The sequence below is a fragment of the Corallococcus interemptor genome (genome assembly GCF_003668875.1).
GTDB lineage: Bacteria > Myxococcota > Myxococcia > Myxococcales > Myxococcaceae > Corallococcus > Corallococcus interemptor.
The window spans coordinates 1-16,738 of record NZ_RAWM01000036.1; the positions used below are offsets into that span (position 1 = coordinate 1).

The following is a 16,738-nucleotide window of genomic DNA, read 5'->3' on the forward strand; positions in this document are numbered from 1 at the left end:
GGCCTGGGGGATGAGGGCGGACAGGCCCCGGCCCAGGGCGCGCTTCTGGGTGTCTGCGTTCTTCTGCACGGCGGTTGGGAACTCCCCGCGCCGCCGTGAGGGCCGGCGCGCATGGGCCTGTTGGGTGCTTCACGGCGAACCGGGCACCCGGTCCCACCATTCGCTTCTATTAAGGAGGCGGCCGGTCAGGCGACCCGGCGCTTGGACGGCTTGGGGGAGTCCCGGCGCATCAGCTCGCGGCCCAGGGCCAGGTAGCTCTCGCAGCCCTTGGACTTGATGTCGTACAGGATGATGGGCTTGCCGAAGGACGGGCACTCGGACAGGCGCACGTTGCGCGGCACGACGGCCTGGAAGACCTGGTCCTTGAAGTAGCCGCGCACCTCGTCCACGACCTGGTGGGCGATGTTGGCGCGCGCGTCGAACATGGTCAGCAGGATGCCTTCCATCTTCAGCGAGGGGTTGAGCCCCTGCTTGACCAGGTCGATGGTGTGCGTGAGCTGCGACAGGCCCTCGAGCGCGTAGTACTCGCACTGGAGCGGGATGAGGACGGAGTCCGCGGTGACCAGCGCGTTGAGCGTGAGCAGGCCGAGCGAGGGCGGACAGTCGATGATGATGTAGTCGTACTTGTCCTTGAGCGGCAGCAGGGCTTCGCGCAGGCGGAACTCGCGGCGCTCCTGGTTGACGAGTTCGACCTCCGCGCCGGTGAGGTCGGGCGTGGCGGGGATGACCTGGAGGAAGCGCAGCTCGGTGGGGTGGACCAGCTCGGCTGCCGGGCGGCCGCCGAGGAGTGCGTCGTAGACGGTGCCGGTGAGGTTCTCGCGCTTGAGGCCCAGGCCGCTGCCGGCGTTGCCCTGGGGGTCCATGTCCACCAGCAGGGTGCGGCGCTCCGCGGAGGCGAGGCTCGCGGCGAGGTTGATGGCGGTGGTGGTTTTACCCACGCCGCCCTTCTGGTTGGAGATGCAGATGATACGACCCACGTGGCCCATCCTCTCTCGCTCCGGCTGACGCCAGAGCCCCGCTCGCGGTTCGCGCGGACGTGCGCGCGAATCGGAGCCTGATCAGGCAGCTAGCACGGGGTTCGAGGACGGATCAATTTCCCATCCACGGTGGCGCCGGAGCCCTGCCCGGCCCCTCGCTCGAAGGTGGGTGAACGGCGGAAATTCGCGCGGATGGGGGGACGTGGGCGTGCCTGCCCGGCTGCTTTCGGAAGGGCGATTCCGTGCGGGGCGGAAGGGTGTTGGGTTTTTCAGGGGGTCGCGCGCGGGGGATTCGTGTTGGCGGCTTCGTGGGTTCATGCGGCGCCGTGGTTCCAGCCACGGTCGGCGGAACACCTGAGCCCTTTTCGCGAGGACCTGAGCCCCGCCACCGCGCGGATGACCCTAGTGCTTTTCGGAACCGCGTCGTCCGAGCCGGTCCATCCAGGCAGCCGTTCCACATGGAACTCGCGCGACCGATGCGCACCGTCATGCGGACGAACGGCGGTGCTCTTCCAGGTTGGTCCATCCGGGGAGGCGTCTCGCATGGAACTCGCGCGAGGGCGTGAACACTGCCGCCACCGGGGAGAACGCCGGTGCGCTTCGTGCACAAGGATGAACGACCCGGCGCACTTCGTGGACCGCGCCGGTTGAAGCTCGCGCATCCATACGGGGAGGCCGGAAGCGGAACGTCCGCGTCGGCATGTGCTCCGCCACGCGGATGAGGGGTCCAACGCGTTCCACGGGTCGCTTCAATTGAAGGTCGCGCATCCGTGCCGGGAGGTCCGCAACGGAACGTGCGCGCGGCATGCGCACCGCCATGGGCACGGGATGAACGACCCAGCGCGCTTCATGGACCGCGCCGGTTGAAGCTCGCGCCCCCGTGCCGGGAGGTTCCCGGAGAACACGCGCGTCGGCCTGCGCACCGCCACGCGCTGAACGACTCGACACGCTTCGTGGACCGCGCCGGTTGAAGGTCGCGCATCCTCGCTGAGGTGCCCGCGTTGAACGTGAGCGACGACCACGCGCACCGCCACGCGGATGAACGGGGCGGTCCTTTTCGGGATGGCCCATTCGACGGCGGTTCGGCCAGCGACCGTTCCACGTGGAACTCGCGTGAACGGTTCGCCATCACCTTGAGGAAGTCTGCCCGGCCGCGCTTCGTTGGCTGCGTCAGTCCAAGGCCGCACGTCCGTGCCCGGCGTTCCACGTGGAACAGCTCGCACGGGTTCGACCTCCGCGCGGGTCCCGTTCACTCAGGTCCGAGGCTCAACACGACGCCCTCACGTGGAACACGCGCACGCCGTTTCGAACATGCGGCGTGAAGAAGAGCGCGGCATCGGCATGGCCACCCCCAGTTCACGGCCCCGGACGCGCCTGAGGCCGTTCCACGTGGAACACGTCACGCGTTCAAGAAGCTCCCTGTGCTCAAGAAGCTTCAGCATCCAGCGTCTCCACTACTGGCCCGCAGCCACAGGCCAGCGCGGGGCGTTCCACGTGGAACACGCTCACGTCATCGCGACCACCGACCTGGCGTTCGCGCAGGTGACGCATGCGTGGACGTGGATCCGCAGTGGGCGTTCCACGTGGAACACCCATGAGCCCCACGACTCCTTCGCTTCGAACAACGGGCAGCGCTTCTTCACGCCGTGCTGGCGGAAGCGTTGCCTCCCGGCATGACGTTCCACGTGGAACACGCGCATGCCTTCGCGACCTCACCGCTTCGAACAGACACCCAGTGCTTCATGAGCACCGTGGCCGCGAAGGACTCAACCGGCGGGCAGGAGTTCCACGTGGAACAAGCTCCTGCTTTCGCCAACATGCCTGGACGAAGGAACGGTCCTGCGCTGGTCCAGACCACGGTGCCCAAGGCAGTGGATCCATCGGCACGTTCCACGTGGAACACGTCACACGGGTTTCAAATGAGCGCGTGCATGAACCTCTTCCAGCGCATGCGTTCCGCACCACGGCTGGAGCACGGGCAGCCGGCCTGGGGCTTCCTTTCATCCACTTCGCTTCGCATCCACCGCATCACGGAGGCGTGCGTGGATCCGGCATCCAAAGGTCCACGCATGGGAGCGTTGCGGTGCCTGATGTGAGGCCGTTCATGCGGCCCCTTCTTCACCGCTCCACGGCACTCCCCACGCCCAGCCCCTCACGCCGACGGCCGTGGTCCAAGCGGCCAGGTGAGCCCCTTCTTGAAGCGTGTTCCACGTGGAACATGCGAAGCCGCATGAGCACTGGCTCCCCTTCCCTGCGCCTCATCGAGCGCTCCAGAGCAGTCACGTCCAACGGCACCGCGAACCGTCGAGCACCGCTTCAACGCTTGTTCGACAGCGCCTCCACGCACGGACCGGAGGCCGGCCGTGTTCCACGTGGAACACCGGCCGACCACTCAGCCCGTGCCTCCATCGCTTCATCCCTTCCAGCGCTGCCTCATCAGGAGCCGGATTGCCGCGCACTCAAGGCATCGAGTCCATGCGCAGCTGCGAAGCCGCAACGTGATGCGGGCCGAACTCGCGCGCCGTGCGGACAACGGCTTGAGTCCGGTCCTTCATGAGCGGGCTTTCGCGCAGCGTCTCAAGATGCTTCGCGGAGGTTTCGCCCCCGGCCACTTCAGCTCCACCGGTCCGCCTTCTGCCTTCGCGTGTTCCACGTGGAACATGGGCAGCAAGCTGCTCCCCGCCATGGACGTTCCACGTGGAACATGAAGCCGCTCATCCACCGGGGTCACGCTCATCGGACCTGGGTGTGTTCCACGTGGAACACGCGCTGGCGTTTCACGCGGGTCAGCGCGACCAGGCGGCTCGCTGGAGCACGACTCGGTAGCCGTCCGGATCCTCGAAGGTCTTTCCGTTCGAGTCCCAGTACGGGTTGCGCGACGGCACCGGCGGGAAGCCCGCGGCCTCCATGCGGTGAACCCGTTCGGACCACGCTTCCGGATCCGGCACGTAGAACACCAGGAGGTGGTCCTCGGATGGCGCTCGCGGCGCTTCGTGTCCTCGCTCCACCGTGAACTCCAGGTGGTACGGCGCTCCCGGGTGCCCGAGCATCACGCCGTCGAACCCCGCGTGGTCCTCGAACCGTCCGAGCACCTCGAAGCCCAACCCGTCCCGGTAGAAGCGCACCACCGCGTCCAGGTCCCGGGCCGGCCTCGCGACCCGCAGCTTCACCGTGTCCATGAAGTGCCCTCCCCTTCCCGGATCCGCATCCAGGTGGTGCCACTCATAGGATGAATTGACGCTCTTTTCGCGCGGGACCCGGGCCTGCACCTTGTGCCCATGACCACGAAACAGCAGCCCCTGAACTCCGGCTTCGGCGCGACCACCACCGCCCGCGAGGCCCTCGGCAACACCCGGCTGGAGGGCGCCGTCACCATCGTGACCGGCGGCTACGCGGGCATCGGACTGGAGACCACCCGCACGCTCCACGCCGCGGGTGCCACCGTCATCGTCCCCGCGCGGACTCCCGACAAGGCGCGCGCGGCGCTCGCCGGACTGGAGGGCGTGGAGCTGGAGCCACTGGACCTCATCGACCCGGCATCTATTGATGCGTTCGCCTCGCGCTTCCTCGCGTCCGGCCGGCCGCTGCACCTGCTGATCAACAACGCGGGCATCATGGCCACGCCGCTCACCCGCGATGCGCGCGGTGAGGCCCACCGGGTCCGCGCGTTCGCCGTTCATCCCGGCGGCATCCTCACGGAGCTGGTCCGGCCCATGTCCGAGGAGGAGGTCCGCGCCTCCATCGAGAACTCGAACAAGATTGAGCCGATGAAGACGCCGGAGCAGGGCGCCGCGACCACGGTCTGGTGCGCCACCAGTCCCCAGCTTGAGAACAGGGGCGGCGTCTACTGCGAGAACGTGGACATCGCCGTGATGGCTCCGCCCGATGCCACCATCCGGCGCGGCGTGAAGGACCAGGCCGTGGCTCCGAAACAAGCTGACCGGCTGTGGACCGCGAGCGAGGCGTGGACCGGCGTCCGCTTCAACCCTTGAGTCCGCGCTACGTCCGCGCCCGTTGCAGGAACAGCGCGCGGGTGCGCTCCAGGTAGGGACCGGGATGCGGCGCATAGAAGGACACGCGCAGCTCCCGCCCATCCGGTTCCGAGTACGTGAGCGTGACGTTCTCGAACTCGATGGGTCCCAGCTCTGGAAGGACGAGCACCTTTAATAGGGAGGGTGTCTCCACCACGTCGAACTCCGACCGGTCCGCGGCGCGCGCGGCGTCCATCCGGAAAACCGCCACCTCGCGGCGCACCGCCTCCTCCCATGAAGGCATGCGCGCGCGCCGGTCCGGATTCATGAACAGCGCCCACAGGGCAGTGCCAGGTCCGAGTAGAGGACGGTGGCCGCCGCGTTCCACGCGATGATGTCCCAGCGTCGCGTGGAGACGAGCGCCGGAAAGGGATGCGCGTCGAGCAGCCGCTGAAGCGCGTCACTGACGGAGTCCGGAGAGCGCACGGCCCTGGGCGCGGGGCGGCCGTGCGCGAGCTCGAAGAGGTGCAGGCGTTCCGTCGGCGTGAGGCGGAGCGCGACGACCAGGCGCTCCAGCAGCGGTTCGGAGACGTGGATGTCCCTCCCCTGCTCCAGCCACGTGTACCAACTGACGCCCACGTCGGCGATCCGCGCCAGTTCCTCGCGGCGAAGGCCCGGCGTGCGCCGCCGCGAACCGGAGGGAAGTCCCACGTCCTCCGGGAGCAATCGCTCACGGCGGCTGCGAAGGAAGCGCGCGAGCTCAGCACGCCCGGGGTTGCGGGAGGTGTCCGTCACTCCGAGGCACGTCAGGCGAACGGTTCGCACGAGGCATGGGCACGATGTTCGCGCGGATCCGAGCGAGGTCCGCCTCCCCGACGCGGTTCTCCAAAACCTGTCCGACTGTCGGACAGGTTCAAGCGGATCCGTTGAAGCGGGCTCCCCCAGCCGCGCGGCGGGCGAAACCTGTCCGACTGTCCGACAGGTTTCGCGCCTCGGACAAGACGGCCCTCCCTACTGGGGTGACGACGTGATGCATCGAAGCTCCGTCGAAGTCGCGGATCCACTCACGCCGTGTTCCACGGTCATCGCCGCCACGCTCCACCCGTGACTCCACTCCCCTGCCCTCTCATGAACCCGAGGCAGTCGGCCCGGTTCAGTTGCATAGGTTGCTATCCTGATTTACATAGCAGCCTATGCAAACAACCAGAACAGTAGGAATCATCGGCGGTGGTCCGGGTGGGCTGACGCTGGCGCGAATCCTCTCCACCCGGGGCATCACGGCCACGGTGTTCGAACTGGATGAGCACCCGCTCGCCCGTCCCCAGGGAGGTTCGCTGGACCTGCACGCCGACTCCGGTCTGCGCGCGCTTCGCGAGGCCGGGCTGGAGTCAGGGTTCAAGGCCGTGGCCCGGTACGACGACCAGGGCGACGCCATCTACGACGCCCAGGGGACGCTCCACTTCCAGCACAACGAAGCGAGCGACGGAGACCGGCCGGAAATCGACCGCACGCAGCTGCGCTCCCTCCTCTTGAACAGCCTCCCTTCGGAGCGGATCCGCTGGGGAAGCAAGGTGTCCGCCGTGGAGCCCCTCCCCGACGGCCGCTACCGCGTCATGGGCCCGGCGGGCGTGCTCGGCGAGTTCGACCTGGTGGTCGGCGCGGATGGTGCGTGGTCGCGGATCCGCCCGCTCGTGTCCCCGGCGACGCCGGCCTTCACGGGCATCCTCTTCATCGAGCTTCAAATCGACGACGTGGACACGCGGCACCCGGCGGTCGCGAAGCTGCTGCCTCGAGGGAAGATCTCCGTCGTCGGCAACAACCAGGGCCTCATCGCCCAGCGCAGCAGCGGCGGCCACGTGCGCGCCTACTTCATGTTCCGGGTGTCCGAGGCGCAGCTCCGCCAGGGACTCGTGGACACATCCTCCCCGGCCCGGGCCCGCGAACAGCTCAAGGCGCTGCTGCCGGGGTGGGCGCCGTCCCTGCTCGCGTTCATCGACGCGTGCAATGACCGCATCAGCGAGCGCCCCATCGTCGCGCTGCCCGTGGGCCACCGGTGGACGCACCGGCCCGGGGTGACGCTGCTCGGGGACGCGGCCCACGTCATGCCGCCCTTCGCTGGCGAGGGCGTGAACATGGCGATGCTTGATGGACTGGAGCTGGGGCTCGCGCTCGCGGCGGATCCGGACTGGAGCCGCGCCGTGCAGGGCTACGAGGAGGCCATGTTCGAACGGGCGGCCTCCGCCGCCGCGGCCTCCATGCAGGGGCTCGACTTCGTCTCCGAGCACGCGCTCGAGCACGTGCTGGAGCACTTCCGGATGATCCAGCAGGAGCGGGCCGGCGCGGGCGCGCCCTGAAGCCGGCCACCCTCCCCTACTGCTTCGCGAACACCGCGACCTGACGCTCGGCGCCGGAGAACGGGAGCCGGTATGCCCGGGCGGACACCACGCGCAGGTGGCGCTCGGCCGCGCGCGCCTGGAGCTCCGCGTCCGTCTGCGCCTTGCCCAGCATCGCCACCACGCGCCCGCCCTCCTCCACGTACGCGGGCGCCAGGTTCAGCCAGTCCGGCAGGTCCATGAACGCTCGCGCGATGAGCACCTGCGCGCGCGGAATCCCCTCCGCCTCCGGCTTCCCTTCCGCCCGGGCGTGAAGTCCGCGCACGCCGGTGAGGCGCAGGCTGGCGGCGGCCGCCTTGATGAACGCGATCTTCTTGCCCACCGTGTCCACCAGCGTCACGCCCATGTCCGGCAGCTCCAGCTTGAGCGGCAGCCCCGGGAAGCCCGCGCCCGCGCCCAAATCCAGCAGCGACGTCGCGCCCTTCACCTCCGGCAGCACCGCCAGCGAGTCCAGGAAGTGCTTCTCCAGCACCTCCTCCGGCGCGGTGATGGCCGTGAGGTTCACCTTCGCGTTCCACTTCAAAAGCTCCGCCATCAGCTGCTGGAGCTTCGGCCCCACGTCCGGTCCCACGGAGACGCCCAACGCACTGCATCCCGAGGCCAGCAGATCTGCGAACCGCGCGTTATCCACAACACCTCCACCCCGAAGGGCCCTTCAAGTCCTTGGAATCATTCAGGAGAAATGGATCCCCAGAAATATCCACACGTTATCCACAGCCCTGTTCCTGATCACTTGACAGCCCCTGCCCTCGCTTGAGCGCGACCAGGAGCAGCGACACCGCGGCAGGCGTCAGGCCCGGAATCCGCCGAGCCTGCCCCACCGTCCCGGGCCGGTGCGCGGACAACTTCTCCACCGCCTCCGTGCTCAGGCCCCGCACGTCCGTGAAGCGGAACGCGTCCGGGATGCGCCAGCGGTCGGAGGCCTCGGCCTCGCGCGCGGCGGCCCGGGCGGCCTGGGCGATGTAGCCCTCGTACTTCACCTCCACCTCCACCTCCTCCGCGACGTCGGGAGCCAGGGCCGGGAAGTCCTCGCGCTCCTGCGCCAGCTGCGCGTACGTCACCTCCGGGCGCTTGAGCCGCATCGCCAGACCGGAGCGCTTGAGCCGCGCGACCTCCTCCGCCACCGCGTGGGCCCGGGCCTCCGCGCGCTCCAGGGCCTCCTTCGGCAACAGCCCCACGCGATGTCCGTGACGCGCGAGCCGCAGGTCCGCGTTGCCCTCGCGCAAGCGGAGCCGGTGTTCGGAGCGGCTGGTGAACATGCGGAACGGTTCATCCACGCCCTTGGTCACCAGGTCATCCACGAGCACCGCGCCGTGCGCCTCATCGCGGCCCACGACGAGCGGCGGTTCGCCCTTCACCTGGAGCGCCGCCTGGATGCCGGCCCACAGGCCCTGGAAGGCGGCCTCTTCGTAGCCGGAGGTGCCGTTGAGCTGACCCGCGAAGAACAGGCCCGCGACGGCCTTCGTCTCCAGCGTGGCGTGCAGCTGGGTGGGGGGCGCGTAGTCGTACTCCACCGCGTAGCCGTAGCGGACCACCTCCACGCGGGCCAGGCCGGGGATGGTGCGCAGGAACTCCAGCTGCACGTCCGCGGGCATGCTGGTGGACAGGCCCGCCGGGTACACGAGCGGCGACGTGGGCCCCTCGGGTTCGAGGAACACCTGGTGCCGTTCGCGAGCGGCGAAGCGCACCACCTTGTCCTCCAGGGACGGGCAGTACCGCGGCCCCCGGCCCACGATGTCCCCCTGGAACAGCGGTGAGCGGTGGAGGTTGCCGCGCAGCAGCTGGTGCGTCGCCTCCGTGGTCGCGGTGAGGCCACACATCACCGGGGGCAGACGCGGGAACGGGAGGCCCTGCTCCAGCTGCGTGCGCCAGGAGAACGGCCGCACGCCGGTGTCTCCGTGCTGCGGCGTGACGGCGTCCCAGTCGATGCTGTCGCGGGACAGGCGCGCGGGAGTGCCCGTCTTGAAGCGGCCCAGGGTGAAGCCGAGCGAGTGCAGTGACTCCGACAGGCCGCGCGCGGCTTCGTCACCCAGGCGGCCACCGACCTCCTTCTGCTCGCCCACGTGCATGAGCGCGCGCAGGAAGGTGCCGGTGGTGAGGAGCACCGCGCGGGCCACCACCTGGGTGCCGTCGCCCAGCACCACGCCCTTCACCCTCCCCTCCTCCGCGACGACGGCGGCGACTTCGCCCTCGCGCACGGTGAGGTTGGGTTGGGTGAAGAGCACGGCCTGCATGCCGGCGGCGTACGCGTCGCGGTCGCAGAGGACGCGAGTGGCCTGCACGGCGGGGCCCTTGGAGGGATTGAGGATCTTGACGTGCGTGCCCGCGAGGTCCGCCGCGCGTCCCATCTGTCCGCCGAGCGCATCCAGCTCACGCACCAGGTGGCCCTTGGCGGTGCCACCCACGGCGGGGTTGCAGCTCATCACGGCGGCGCGCTCGCGCTTGAGCGTCACGCCCAGGGTGGACAGGCCCATGCGAGCGCAAGCGAGTGCCGCCTCGCAGCCCGCGTGGCCCAGGCCCACCACGACGATGTCGTATCGGAGTTCCATCGCGTCCCGGGGGGTATCACGCCCGGACGCGTCCGTGGCAAGCCGGGCATGGGGACGCCGTTCACCCGGCTGGTTCCCCACCCACCGGGGCGGTGGCCCAAACACAGACATGCCCACGAGTTCGGGAGCACGCGAGGCGGGCAGTGGGAGGGGTAACAACGCCGCCCGCCTCGCGCGCACCAGTCATCGTGGATCCGCCGGGGGCGCGCCTGACACACCGGTGGCGTCTCTGGCCCTCGACGGCGATGGCATCCATGGGACCTTGCCCGCACGAGTCCCCCAGACCCTCGTGCCTTCACATGGCGTCGCACACACGGGAGCCAGGCCTGCCCGTGCGGTGAGGGCGCATGGGATTTCGGACTCGAACCAGCGAGGCCGGCGGACCTCCCGTGTGCGCGACGGGGAAGGGTATAGCGGGGGGGTCTGACATTCCGGGTTCCGGGCCCGTCAGCGGGTGGCCGGCGGGTTCGACCGGGAAGGGCAGTGCACGTTCTCCGGGCAGCGCCCGTCCGACCTGGGGATGCACGCGCCGCAGCACTCCATCTCATCCGGGCGGCACGCCGGCACGCACGCGCCACACTGCAACACGCCGCCGCAGCCGTCGTCCGCGGTGCCGCACTTCAGCCCCAGCGTGGCGCACGTCGCGCGCTGACAGACGCAGCGGTCGTCCACGCAGGACTCGTTGGGTTTGCATCCGGGCGTGCACGTGCTGATGGGACCCGAGGGCTCCTTCTTCGGCTCCGCGGGCACCGGCGGCGCCACGCAGCGGCCATTCGTGCACGTGCCGGCCTGACAGTCGCCACAGTCGATGAAGCCCCCACACCCGTCCGGCGTCCGCCCACAGGCCACCATCGCCTGCGAGCACGTGGCCGGCGCGCAGCCATCCGGCGCCACGTTGTCCCGCGACGCGCGCACGGTGCCGCCGCTCGGCGTGCACGCGCCCCACAGTCCCAATGCCAGACACAGTCCGGCCCACCGGCCCAGGCTCCGCACCACTTCCATGTCATCCACTCCCCGGGCTCCCGGATGGGGAGCCTTGCACGGCCCCATCATGTGCACACCCGGGCCGGATGTCCGGGTCCATGCATGACGGGGCAGGGGAGGGGAGGGTGCTTCAGCGCTGGAGGAAGCTGCGCACGTGCTGGAGGGCCTCTTCTTCCGTCTTGGGCTTCTCCTCGCGAGGCGCGGGGACCTTCAGGCCGCGCTGCGCCGCGGGGCGCTGCTCGATGGCGGCCAGCCAGCGCTGCACGCCCGGCAGCCCGTCCACGGACACGCCGGCCCAGTCGTGGATGCGCACCCACGCCCAGTTCGCGATGTCCGCGATGCTGTAGTCGCCGGCCAGGTACTCGTGGTCCTTCAGGCGGCTCTCCAGCACCGTGTACAGGCGGCGCGTCTCGTTCTGGTACCGGTCGATGGCGGGCTGGATCTTCTCCGGGAAGTACCGGAAGAAGACATTGGCCTGCCCCTGCATGGGGCCCACGCCGGCCATCTGGAACATCAGCCACTGGGTGACCAGGGAGCGGCCCTTCGCGTCCGAGGGCATCAGCCGGCCCGTCTTCTCCGCCAGGTAGAGGAGGATGGCGCCGGACTCGAAGACGGCGAAGTCACCCTCCGCGCGGTCCACGATGGCGGGGATGCGGCCATTGGGGTTGATGGCCATCGCGTGCGTGAAGCCGTGCGCGTCTAACGGCGGAAGCGCACCACGCGCACGTCGAAAGCGGGGGCATCCCCCAGGGCCTCGCGCATCAGCTCCAGCGCGCGGTCCTCGTCGAAGCTCCCGGACCCCGCGCCGATGATGGGGAACGCCACGGAGCCAAAGCCGTGCTCCCCGGCGCGAGCCAATGCGTTTCGCACCGAGTCCTGGATGGACCGCGCGGACGCGCGCCAGAGCATGTTGATGCCCGCGACGTGGATGATGCCCTTGAAGGGCAGGCGCCCCGGCCCCGTCACCACCGCCGAGCCCAGGGGCATGGGCCCCACGCGCGCGACCTCGCGGAAGGGCGCCGTGCCGCCCCGGCGCTTGATGGCCCCGGACACCCCCTGGGGCAAGAGCAGCCACCAGGGGATGATGTTCCGGTTCCACGCATTGACGATGGCGTCCACCGGCTGGTCCAGCAGGTCGCCTTCCACCACTCGCACGGGCATGGGCGCGGACTCTAGTTGGCCGCCCCCGGCGCTGGCACCGGCGCCTGCTTCCTGGACGCGCCCGCGAAGTCACCCGCGCGCACGAACGTCGCCTTGCTGAAGTCCAGGTGGTTGGACAGCGCCTTGCGCACGTCCTCGGGGGTCAGCTTCTGGAGCTTCGCCTCCACGTCCGCGTCGAACGCGAGCGTGCGCCCCAGGTACAGGCGATCCACCAGCTGCTGCGCCAGGGTGCCGTCCTGCGCGCGAGCGGACTGGCGGTACTCCAGGAGGCCCGCGCGCGCCTTGTCCAGCTCCTGCGGCGTGAAGCCCTTCTGCACGGCGCGGGTCACCTCGTCGCGCATGGCGGCCTCCAGCTTCTGGGCGTTCTGCGGCGCGTAGATGGCGTACGTGAGGAACCAGCCCACCGGGTCCAGCTCCTCGACGGACACGCTGCTGCCCACGCCGTAGGACAGGCCGTCCTGCTGGCGCACGCGCGTGGCCAGCCGCGAGTTGAGGAAGCCGCCGCCCAGCATGAAGTTGCCCATCATCACGCCGGGCCAGTCCGCGTCGTCGTCGCGCAGCTGGAGCATCTGCCCCGCGAGGAAGTACGCGTTGGCCTTGTCCGGCGTCTCCAGCACCACGGACTTCGGGGGCACGGCCTGGAACGTGCGGGGCACGCGCGCGTACGGCGCCGGGCTCTTCCAGCCATCGAGCAGGGGACCCACGAGCGAGGTGAGCTCCTTCGCGTCGAAGTCACCCACCACCGCCATCTCCCCGCGCGAGGCGCCGTAGAACTGGCGGTGGAAGTCGCGCACCTGCTCCAGCGTGACGGCCTTCGCGTCGGCCAGGCGCTCCTCCAGCGTGGGGATGTAGTACGGGTGGCCCTTGGGGTACTGGGCGCTGAGCACGCGCCAGAACGCGATGCTGGCCTGGGGCTGCGGCTCGCTCTTCTGCGACTCCAGCGAGGCCAGGCGCTCCTGCTTGAGCAGGGCGAACTCCTTCGCGTCGAAGGCGGGCTCGCGAAGCACCTCCGTCACCAGCTTGAGGACCTCCGGGAGGCTCGCGCGAGGGCACTCGATGGAGATGCTGGCGCCCATCGAGCCGCCGTCCACGCCCACGCGGGCCTTGAGCTTGTCGAGCGCGTCGTAGAGCTGCTGGCGGGTGTGCTTCTTCGTGCCGCGCATCAGCATGCCGCCCGCGTAGGAGGCGGCGGTCAGCTTGCCGCTCACGGCCTCCGCGGTGCCCCAGCGCAGATCCAACGCCAGGTTGACCATCTCCCCGCGCGTCTTCTTGGGCAAGAGCGCGTACTTCACGCCGTTGGGCAGCTCCCCGCGCTGCACGCGCGATTCGATGTTGGCGGGGGAGGGGTCGAAGGCCTCGCCCTGCGCGACGGCGGCCTTGCCCTGGTAGCCCTCCACCATCTTCGCCACGTCCACCGGGGGCGGCAGCTCCGAGCGGTCCGGCTTCGCCGTGGGCAGGAACGTGCCCAGGGTGCGGTTGGAGCCCTTGAGGTACGTGGCGGCCACGCGGGTGACGTCCGCGGGGGTGACGGCCTCGATGCGGTCGCGGTGCAGGAAGAGCAGGCGCCAGTCGCCCACGGCGGCCCACTCGGACAGGAGGATGGCGGCGCGCTCGGAGTTGTTGAGCAGCAGCTCCGCCTGCTTCGCGAGGCTCACCTTCGCGCGGTTCACCTCCTCGTCGGAGAAGGGCGTGCGGGAGGCCTCCTCCACGGTCTTGATCAGCGTCTCGCGCACGGGGCCCAGCGGCTGATCCTTGCGGGCCTCCACGCTGAAGCCGATGACGCCCGGGTCGCGCAGCTGGAAGTTGAACGCGCTGGCGCGCGCGGCCTTCTTCGTCTCCACGAGCGCCTTGTAGAGGCGGCCGGACGGCACGTCGCCCATCACCTCGGTGAGCACGTCGATGGCGGCGAAGTCCGGGTGGGCGCCTTCGGGCACGTGGTAGATGCTGGTGAGGAACTGGTTGTCCGCCACGCGGCGCAGCGTCACTTCGCGCTCACCGTCCTGGGTGGGCTCCTCCGTGTACGTGAGGGGCACGGGCTCCGAGGGCTTCCGCAGCTTGCCGAACGTGGACTGCACGAGCGCCAGGGCCTTCTCCGGCTGGAAGCGGCCGGCGATGACGAGCGTCGCGTTGTCCGGGCGGTAGTAGCGCCGGTAGAAGGCCTGGAGCCGGTCGATGGGCACGTGCTCCAGGTCCGCCTTCGCGCCGATGGTGGCCTTGCCGTAGTTGTGCCAGAGGTACGCGGCGCTCATGGTGCGCTTGAAGAGGATGCCGCGCGGGTCGTTCTCGCCGGACTCGAACTCGTTGCGGACCACGGTCATCTCGCTGTCCAGGTCCTTCTGCGCGATGAAGCTGTTGACCATGCGGTCCGCCTCGAAGGACAGCGCCCAGGACAGGTTGTCGTCCGACGCGGGCAGGGTCTCGTAGTAGTTCGTGCGGTCCAGCCACGTGGTGCCGTTGGGGCGCGCGCCGCGTTCGGTCAGCGCCTGGGGCACGTTGGGGGTGGTGGGCGTGCCCTTGAACATCAGGTGTTCGAGCAGGTGGGCCATGCCGGTCTCGCCGTAGCCCTCGTGCTTGCTGCCCACCAGGTAGGTGACGTTGACGGTGACGGTGGCCTTGGTGGGGTCCGGGAAGAGCAGGACGCGCAGGCCATTGGGCAGGCGGTATTCGGTGATGCCCTCCACGCTCGCGACGGGCGTCAGCGCGGCGGGCTTCGCGGGAGCAGCCGCGGTGGGCTTGGGAAGAGGAGCCGGAGCCAAAGCCCACGCGGGTGAAGCCGTCACGAGCAGGACAGCCAGCAGGGCGAGCGGGGTACGACGCGTCATGCGGTCCTCGGGGGACAAAGGAGTGGGCACGGGACTTCTAACCGCTCCACCGGGTCCTCCCATCCCGAGAAACCCATGCTCTGAGGGCAGGCGTCCACGCGGGGACATCCGCTGTCCGTCCCAGGTCCTGCGCCGTACTTCCTACCCCACGGGTTGTCATGTATCCTGGCGCGGATCCGAACCGGAGGTTGGATGCAATGTCATGTCAGGACAAGGTGCTAGGTACGCAGCCCATCATCAGGAGGGACGGATTGGCGACGGCGACGGGCGGGGACGTGATGGTGCGGATGCTGCAGGAGTTCCGCGAGATGCAGGAGGAATCGAAGGAGCAGTTCGCGCGGACGGAAAGGGCGCTGAGAACGGTCCACATGAAGTGCCGGGTCCTTTTCCGGAAGACCCAGCGTATGTCGGATCGGATCCATGCCATCTCTGAACAAGTCAGTGCCTTGGATGCGGAGATGAATGAGTTCCGGGACAACGTGGGGGAGCTCACCACGCACGTCTCGACCCTGACGCAGGAAGTGCATGGAATCAAAAGCACGCAGATCCGGATGTTCGGACAGGTGGGCCGCGCGCTGAACCACCTCGCGGATGCACAGTCCTCCGACCGGGAGCGGATCGTCACCCTGGAGCGGACCGTGGGCGGGGAAGGGGAGCACTGACTCAGGCGTAGATGCCCCCGGGCGCCATCGCGGAGCCGGAGCCCAGGACCTCCTCCACCTCGCGGACCTCCTCGGACGTCAGCCGGAAGTCCCCCGCGTGGATGAAGCCATCCACCTGCTTCCCACTGCGCGCCCCCACGATGGCCGCCGTCACGGCCGGATCCCGCAACGCCCAGGCCAGGGCCACCTCCGCCGGAGAACGCCCATGCCTCGCGCCCACCTCACGCATCCGCTCCACCAGCGACAGGTGATGCGACAACTTCGGCTCCTGGAAGTCCTCGCTGTTCCGGCGCCAGTCGTCGTCCGGCATCGCCTGGATGCGCTGGCGTGTCATCGCTCCGGTCAGCAGGCCGGACGCCATGGGTGAATACACAATCACGCCAAGGCCCTGCGTCTGGCAGTAGGGCAGCAGCTCATCCTCGATGTCCCGGTGGATGATCGAGTACGGCGGCTGCAACGACGTCACCGGCGCAATGCGCCGCACCCGCTCCAACTGAGAGACATTGAAGTTGGACACCCCCAGCCAGCGCACCTTGCCCTGCCGTTGCAGCTCCGCCAGCGCCGTCCAGCCCTCTTCAAGCTCCGCCCCGGCCTCCACCGGCCAGTGCACCTGATACAAATCAATGGCATCCACCTTCAGCCGGCGCAGGGACGCCTCACACTCCTTGCGCACCGAGTCCGCCTTCAGCCTGCGGCTGACCTTGCCCCCGTCATCCCAGACCATCCCGCACTTGGTGAAGACATACGGCCGCTTATCCCGGCCCTTCAGCGCCTTCGCCACGACCTCCTCGGAGTGGCCCAGGCCATACACCGCCGCCGTGTCGATCCAGTTGATGCCCGAATCCAGCGCGCGCTGGATGGCCTCGATGGACTGCGCGTCGTCCTGCGCCCCCCAGGCGAACGCCCAGCCGCCCCCTCCAATGGCCCACGCGCCAAACCCCAGCGCGGTCAGCTCCATGTCGGAATTGCCCAACCGTCGCTTCTGCATCCCGTACCTCCCGGGGCCGGCCGCCCCTGGCTCCCCTGGCTCCAAAGAAGGACGGTGTGCACCGCGGCGGCCCCCGCACGGCCCCGGGTGCCGGCCCGCCCCCCGGCCACCAGGACGGGCGGGCCCTGGCTCCCCGTCCGCCGCCTGTCAGTGCATCGCACGCAAGCGTCGTCCCGCGCGTGCGTTGATGGTAGGCCGCTTGAAGGTCGGGGAACGCCCCTCGGGGGCACG

The 16,738-nt window shown here is 69.4% G+C and carries 14 protein-coding genes; 3 read left to right on the forward strand and 11 right to left on the reverse strand.

Annotated elements, in window-relative coordinates; translation table 11 throughout:
* Positions 1-185: 185 nt before the first annotated feature.
* Positions 186-977, reverse strand: a complete 792-nt coding sequence (locus tag D7X96_RS15790; RefSeq protein WP_120548196.1) for a ParA family protein — start codon at positions 975-977, stop codon at positions 186-188.
* Positions 978-3,763: 2,786 nt separating this feature from the next.
* Entirely contained in the window at positions 3,764-4,156 is a 393-nt protein-coding gene (locus D7X96_RS15800) for a VOC family protein (RefSeq protein ID WP_121770094.1), read from the reverse strand.
* 99 nt (positions 4,157-4,255) lie between these two features.
* Here D7X96_RS15800 and D7X96_RS15805 point away from each other — a divergent pair, with 99 nt between their 5' ends.
* Positions 4,256-4,969, forward strand: a complete 714-nt coding sequence (locus D7X96_RS15805; protein WP_121770126.1) for an SDR family NAD(P)-dependent oxidoreductase — start codon at positions 4,256-4,258, stop codon at positions 4,967-4,969.
* Between the two features lie 7 nt (positions 4,970-4,976).
* On the opposite strand, the gene D7X96_RS40955 is transcribed toward D7X96_RS15805, so the two are convergent.
* Together D7X96_RS40955 and D7X96_RS40960 are read right to left on the reverse strand one after the other, a co-directional pair.
* Positions 4,977-5,276, reverse strand: a complete 300-nt coding sequence (locus D7X96_RS40955; RefSeq protein WP_244219596.1) for a hypothetical protein — start codon at positions 5,274-5,276, stop codon at positions 4,977-4,979.
* Positions 5,273-5,743, reverse strand: coding sequence for a helix-turn-helix domain-containing protein (locus tag D7X96_RS40960; RefSeq protein ID WP_244219597.1), 471 nt, complete (start codon positions 5,741-5,743; stop codon positions 5,273-5,275). Before D7X96_RS40960 ends, D7X96_RS40955 begins: the two co-directional genes overlap by 4 nt.
* 398 nt (positions 5,744-6,141) lie before the next feature.
* Between D7X96_RS40960 and D7X96_RS15815 the strand changes: the two genes are divergently transcribed.
* Positions 6,142-7,302, forward strand: a complete 1,161-nt coding sequence (locus D7X96_RS15815) for an FAD-dependent oxidoreductase (RefSeq protein WP_121770095.1) — start codon at positions 6,142-6,144, stop codon at positions 7,300-7,302.
* A gap of 16 nt (positions 7,303-7,318) precedes the next feature.
* On the opposite strand, the gene rsmG is transcribed toward D7X96_RS15815, so the two are convergent.
* From rsmG to D7X96_RS15845, 6 genes are all read right to left on the reverse strand, one after another.
* Positions 7,319-7,972 (reverse strand): 16S rRNA (guanine(527)-N(7))-methyltransferase RsmG, encoded by a 654-nt coding sequence (gene rsmG, locus D7X96_RS15820; protein ID WP_120548181.1) that lies wholly within the window; start codon positions 7,970-7,972, stop codon positions 7,319-7,321.
* Positions 7,973-8,048: 76 nt separating this feature from the next.
* Entirely contained in the window at positions 8,049-9,890 is a 1,842-nt protein-coding gene (gene mnmG / locus D7X96_RS15825) for a tRNA uridine-5-carboxymethylaminomethyl(34) synthesis enzyme MnmG (RefSeq protein ID WP_121770096.1), read from the reverse strand.
* Positions 9,891-10,337: 447 nt separating this feature from the next.
* The gene (locus D7X96_RS15830) at positions 10,338-10,892 is read right to left on the reverse strand and encodes a hypothetical protein (protein WP_147442726.1); all 555 of its coding nucleotides are present in this window, start codon (positions 10,890-10,892) and stop codon (positions 10,338-10,340) included.
* Positions 10,893-11,004: 112 nt separating this feature from the next.
* Positions 11,005-11,550, reverse strand: a complete 546-nt coding sequence (locus tag D7X96_RS15835) for a glutathione binding-like protein (protein WP_121723956.1) — start codon at positions 11,548-11,550, stop codon at positions 11,005-11,007.
* 23 nt (positions 11,551-11,573) lie between these two features.
* Positions 11,574-12,035, reverse strand: a complete 462-nt coding sequence (locus tag D7X96_RS15840; protein WP_120548177.1) for a macro domain-containing protein — start codon at positions 12,033-12,035, stop codon at positions 11,574-11,576.
* Positions 12,036-12,046: 11 nt separating this feature from the next.
* Positions 12,047-14,857: a M16 family metallopeptidase gene (locus D7X96_RS15845; protein ID WP_199747030.1), complete on the reverse strand. Its 2,811-nt coding sequence runs from the start codon at positions 14,855-14,857 to the stop codon at positions 12,047-12,049.
* A 251-nt stretch (positions 14,858-15,108) separates the two neighbouring features.
* Here D7X96_RS15845 and D7X96_RS15850 point away from each other — a divergent pair, with 251 nt between their 5' ends.
* Entirely contained in the window at positions 15,109-15,519 is a 411-nt protein-coding gene (locus tag D7X96_RS15850) for a hypothetical protein (RefSeq protein WP_147442725.1), read from the forward strand.
* 1 nt (position 15,520) lies between these two features.
* On the opposite strand, the gene D7X96_RS15855 is transcribed toward D7X96_RS15850, so the two are convergent.
* On the reverse strand, positions 15,521-16,507 hold the full coding sequence (locus tag D7X96_RS15855; protein ID WP_121770097.1) for an aldo/keto reductase: 987 nt from the start codon (positions 16,505-16,507) through the stop codon (positions 15,521-15,523).
* Between the last annotated feature and the right edge of the window lie 231 nt (positions 16,508-16,738).

Coding starts and splice junctions, on each gene's coding strand:
- D7X96_RS15830 (WP_147442726.1), bottom strand. CDS start 10,892: ATGGAAGTGGTGCGGAGCCTGGGCCGGTGGGCCGGACTGTGTCTGGCA.
- D7X96_RS15805 (WP_121770126.1), top strand. CDS start 4,256: ATGACCACGAAACAGCAGCCCCTGAACTCCGGCTTCGGCGCGACCACC.
- D7X96_RS15845 (WP_199747030.1), bottom strand. CDS start 14,857: ATGACGCGTCGTACCCCGCTCGCCCTGCTGGCTGTCCTGCTCGTGACG.
- D7X96_RS15835 (WP_121723956.1), bottom strand. CDS start 11,550: ATGGCCATCAACCCCAATGGCCGCATCCCCGCCATCGTGGACCGCGCG.
- D7X96_RS40955 (WP_244219596.1), bottom strand. CDS start 5,276: ATGAATCCGGACCGGCGCGCGCGCATGCCTTCATGGGAGGAGGCGGTG.
- D7X96_RS15855 (WP_121770097.1), bottom strand. CDS start 16,507: ATGCAGAAGCGACGGTTGGGCAATTCCGACATGGAGCTGACCGCGCTG.
- D7X96_RS15840 (WP_120548177.1), bottom strand. CDS start 12,035: ATGCCCGTGCGAGTGGTGGAAGGCGACCTGCTGGACCAGCCGGTGGAC.
- D7X96_RS15800 (WP_121770094.1), bottom strand. CDS start 4,156: ATGGACACGGTGAAGCTGCGGGTCGCGAGGCCGGCCCGGGACCTGGAC.
- D7X96_RS15815 (WP_121770095.1), top strand. CDS start 6,142: ATGCAAACAACCAGAACAGTAGGAATCATCGGCGGTGGTCCGGGTGGG.
- mnmG (WP_121770096.1), bottom strand. CDS start 9,890: ATGGAACTCCGATACGACATCGTCGTGGTGGGCCTGGGCCACGCGGGC.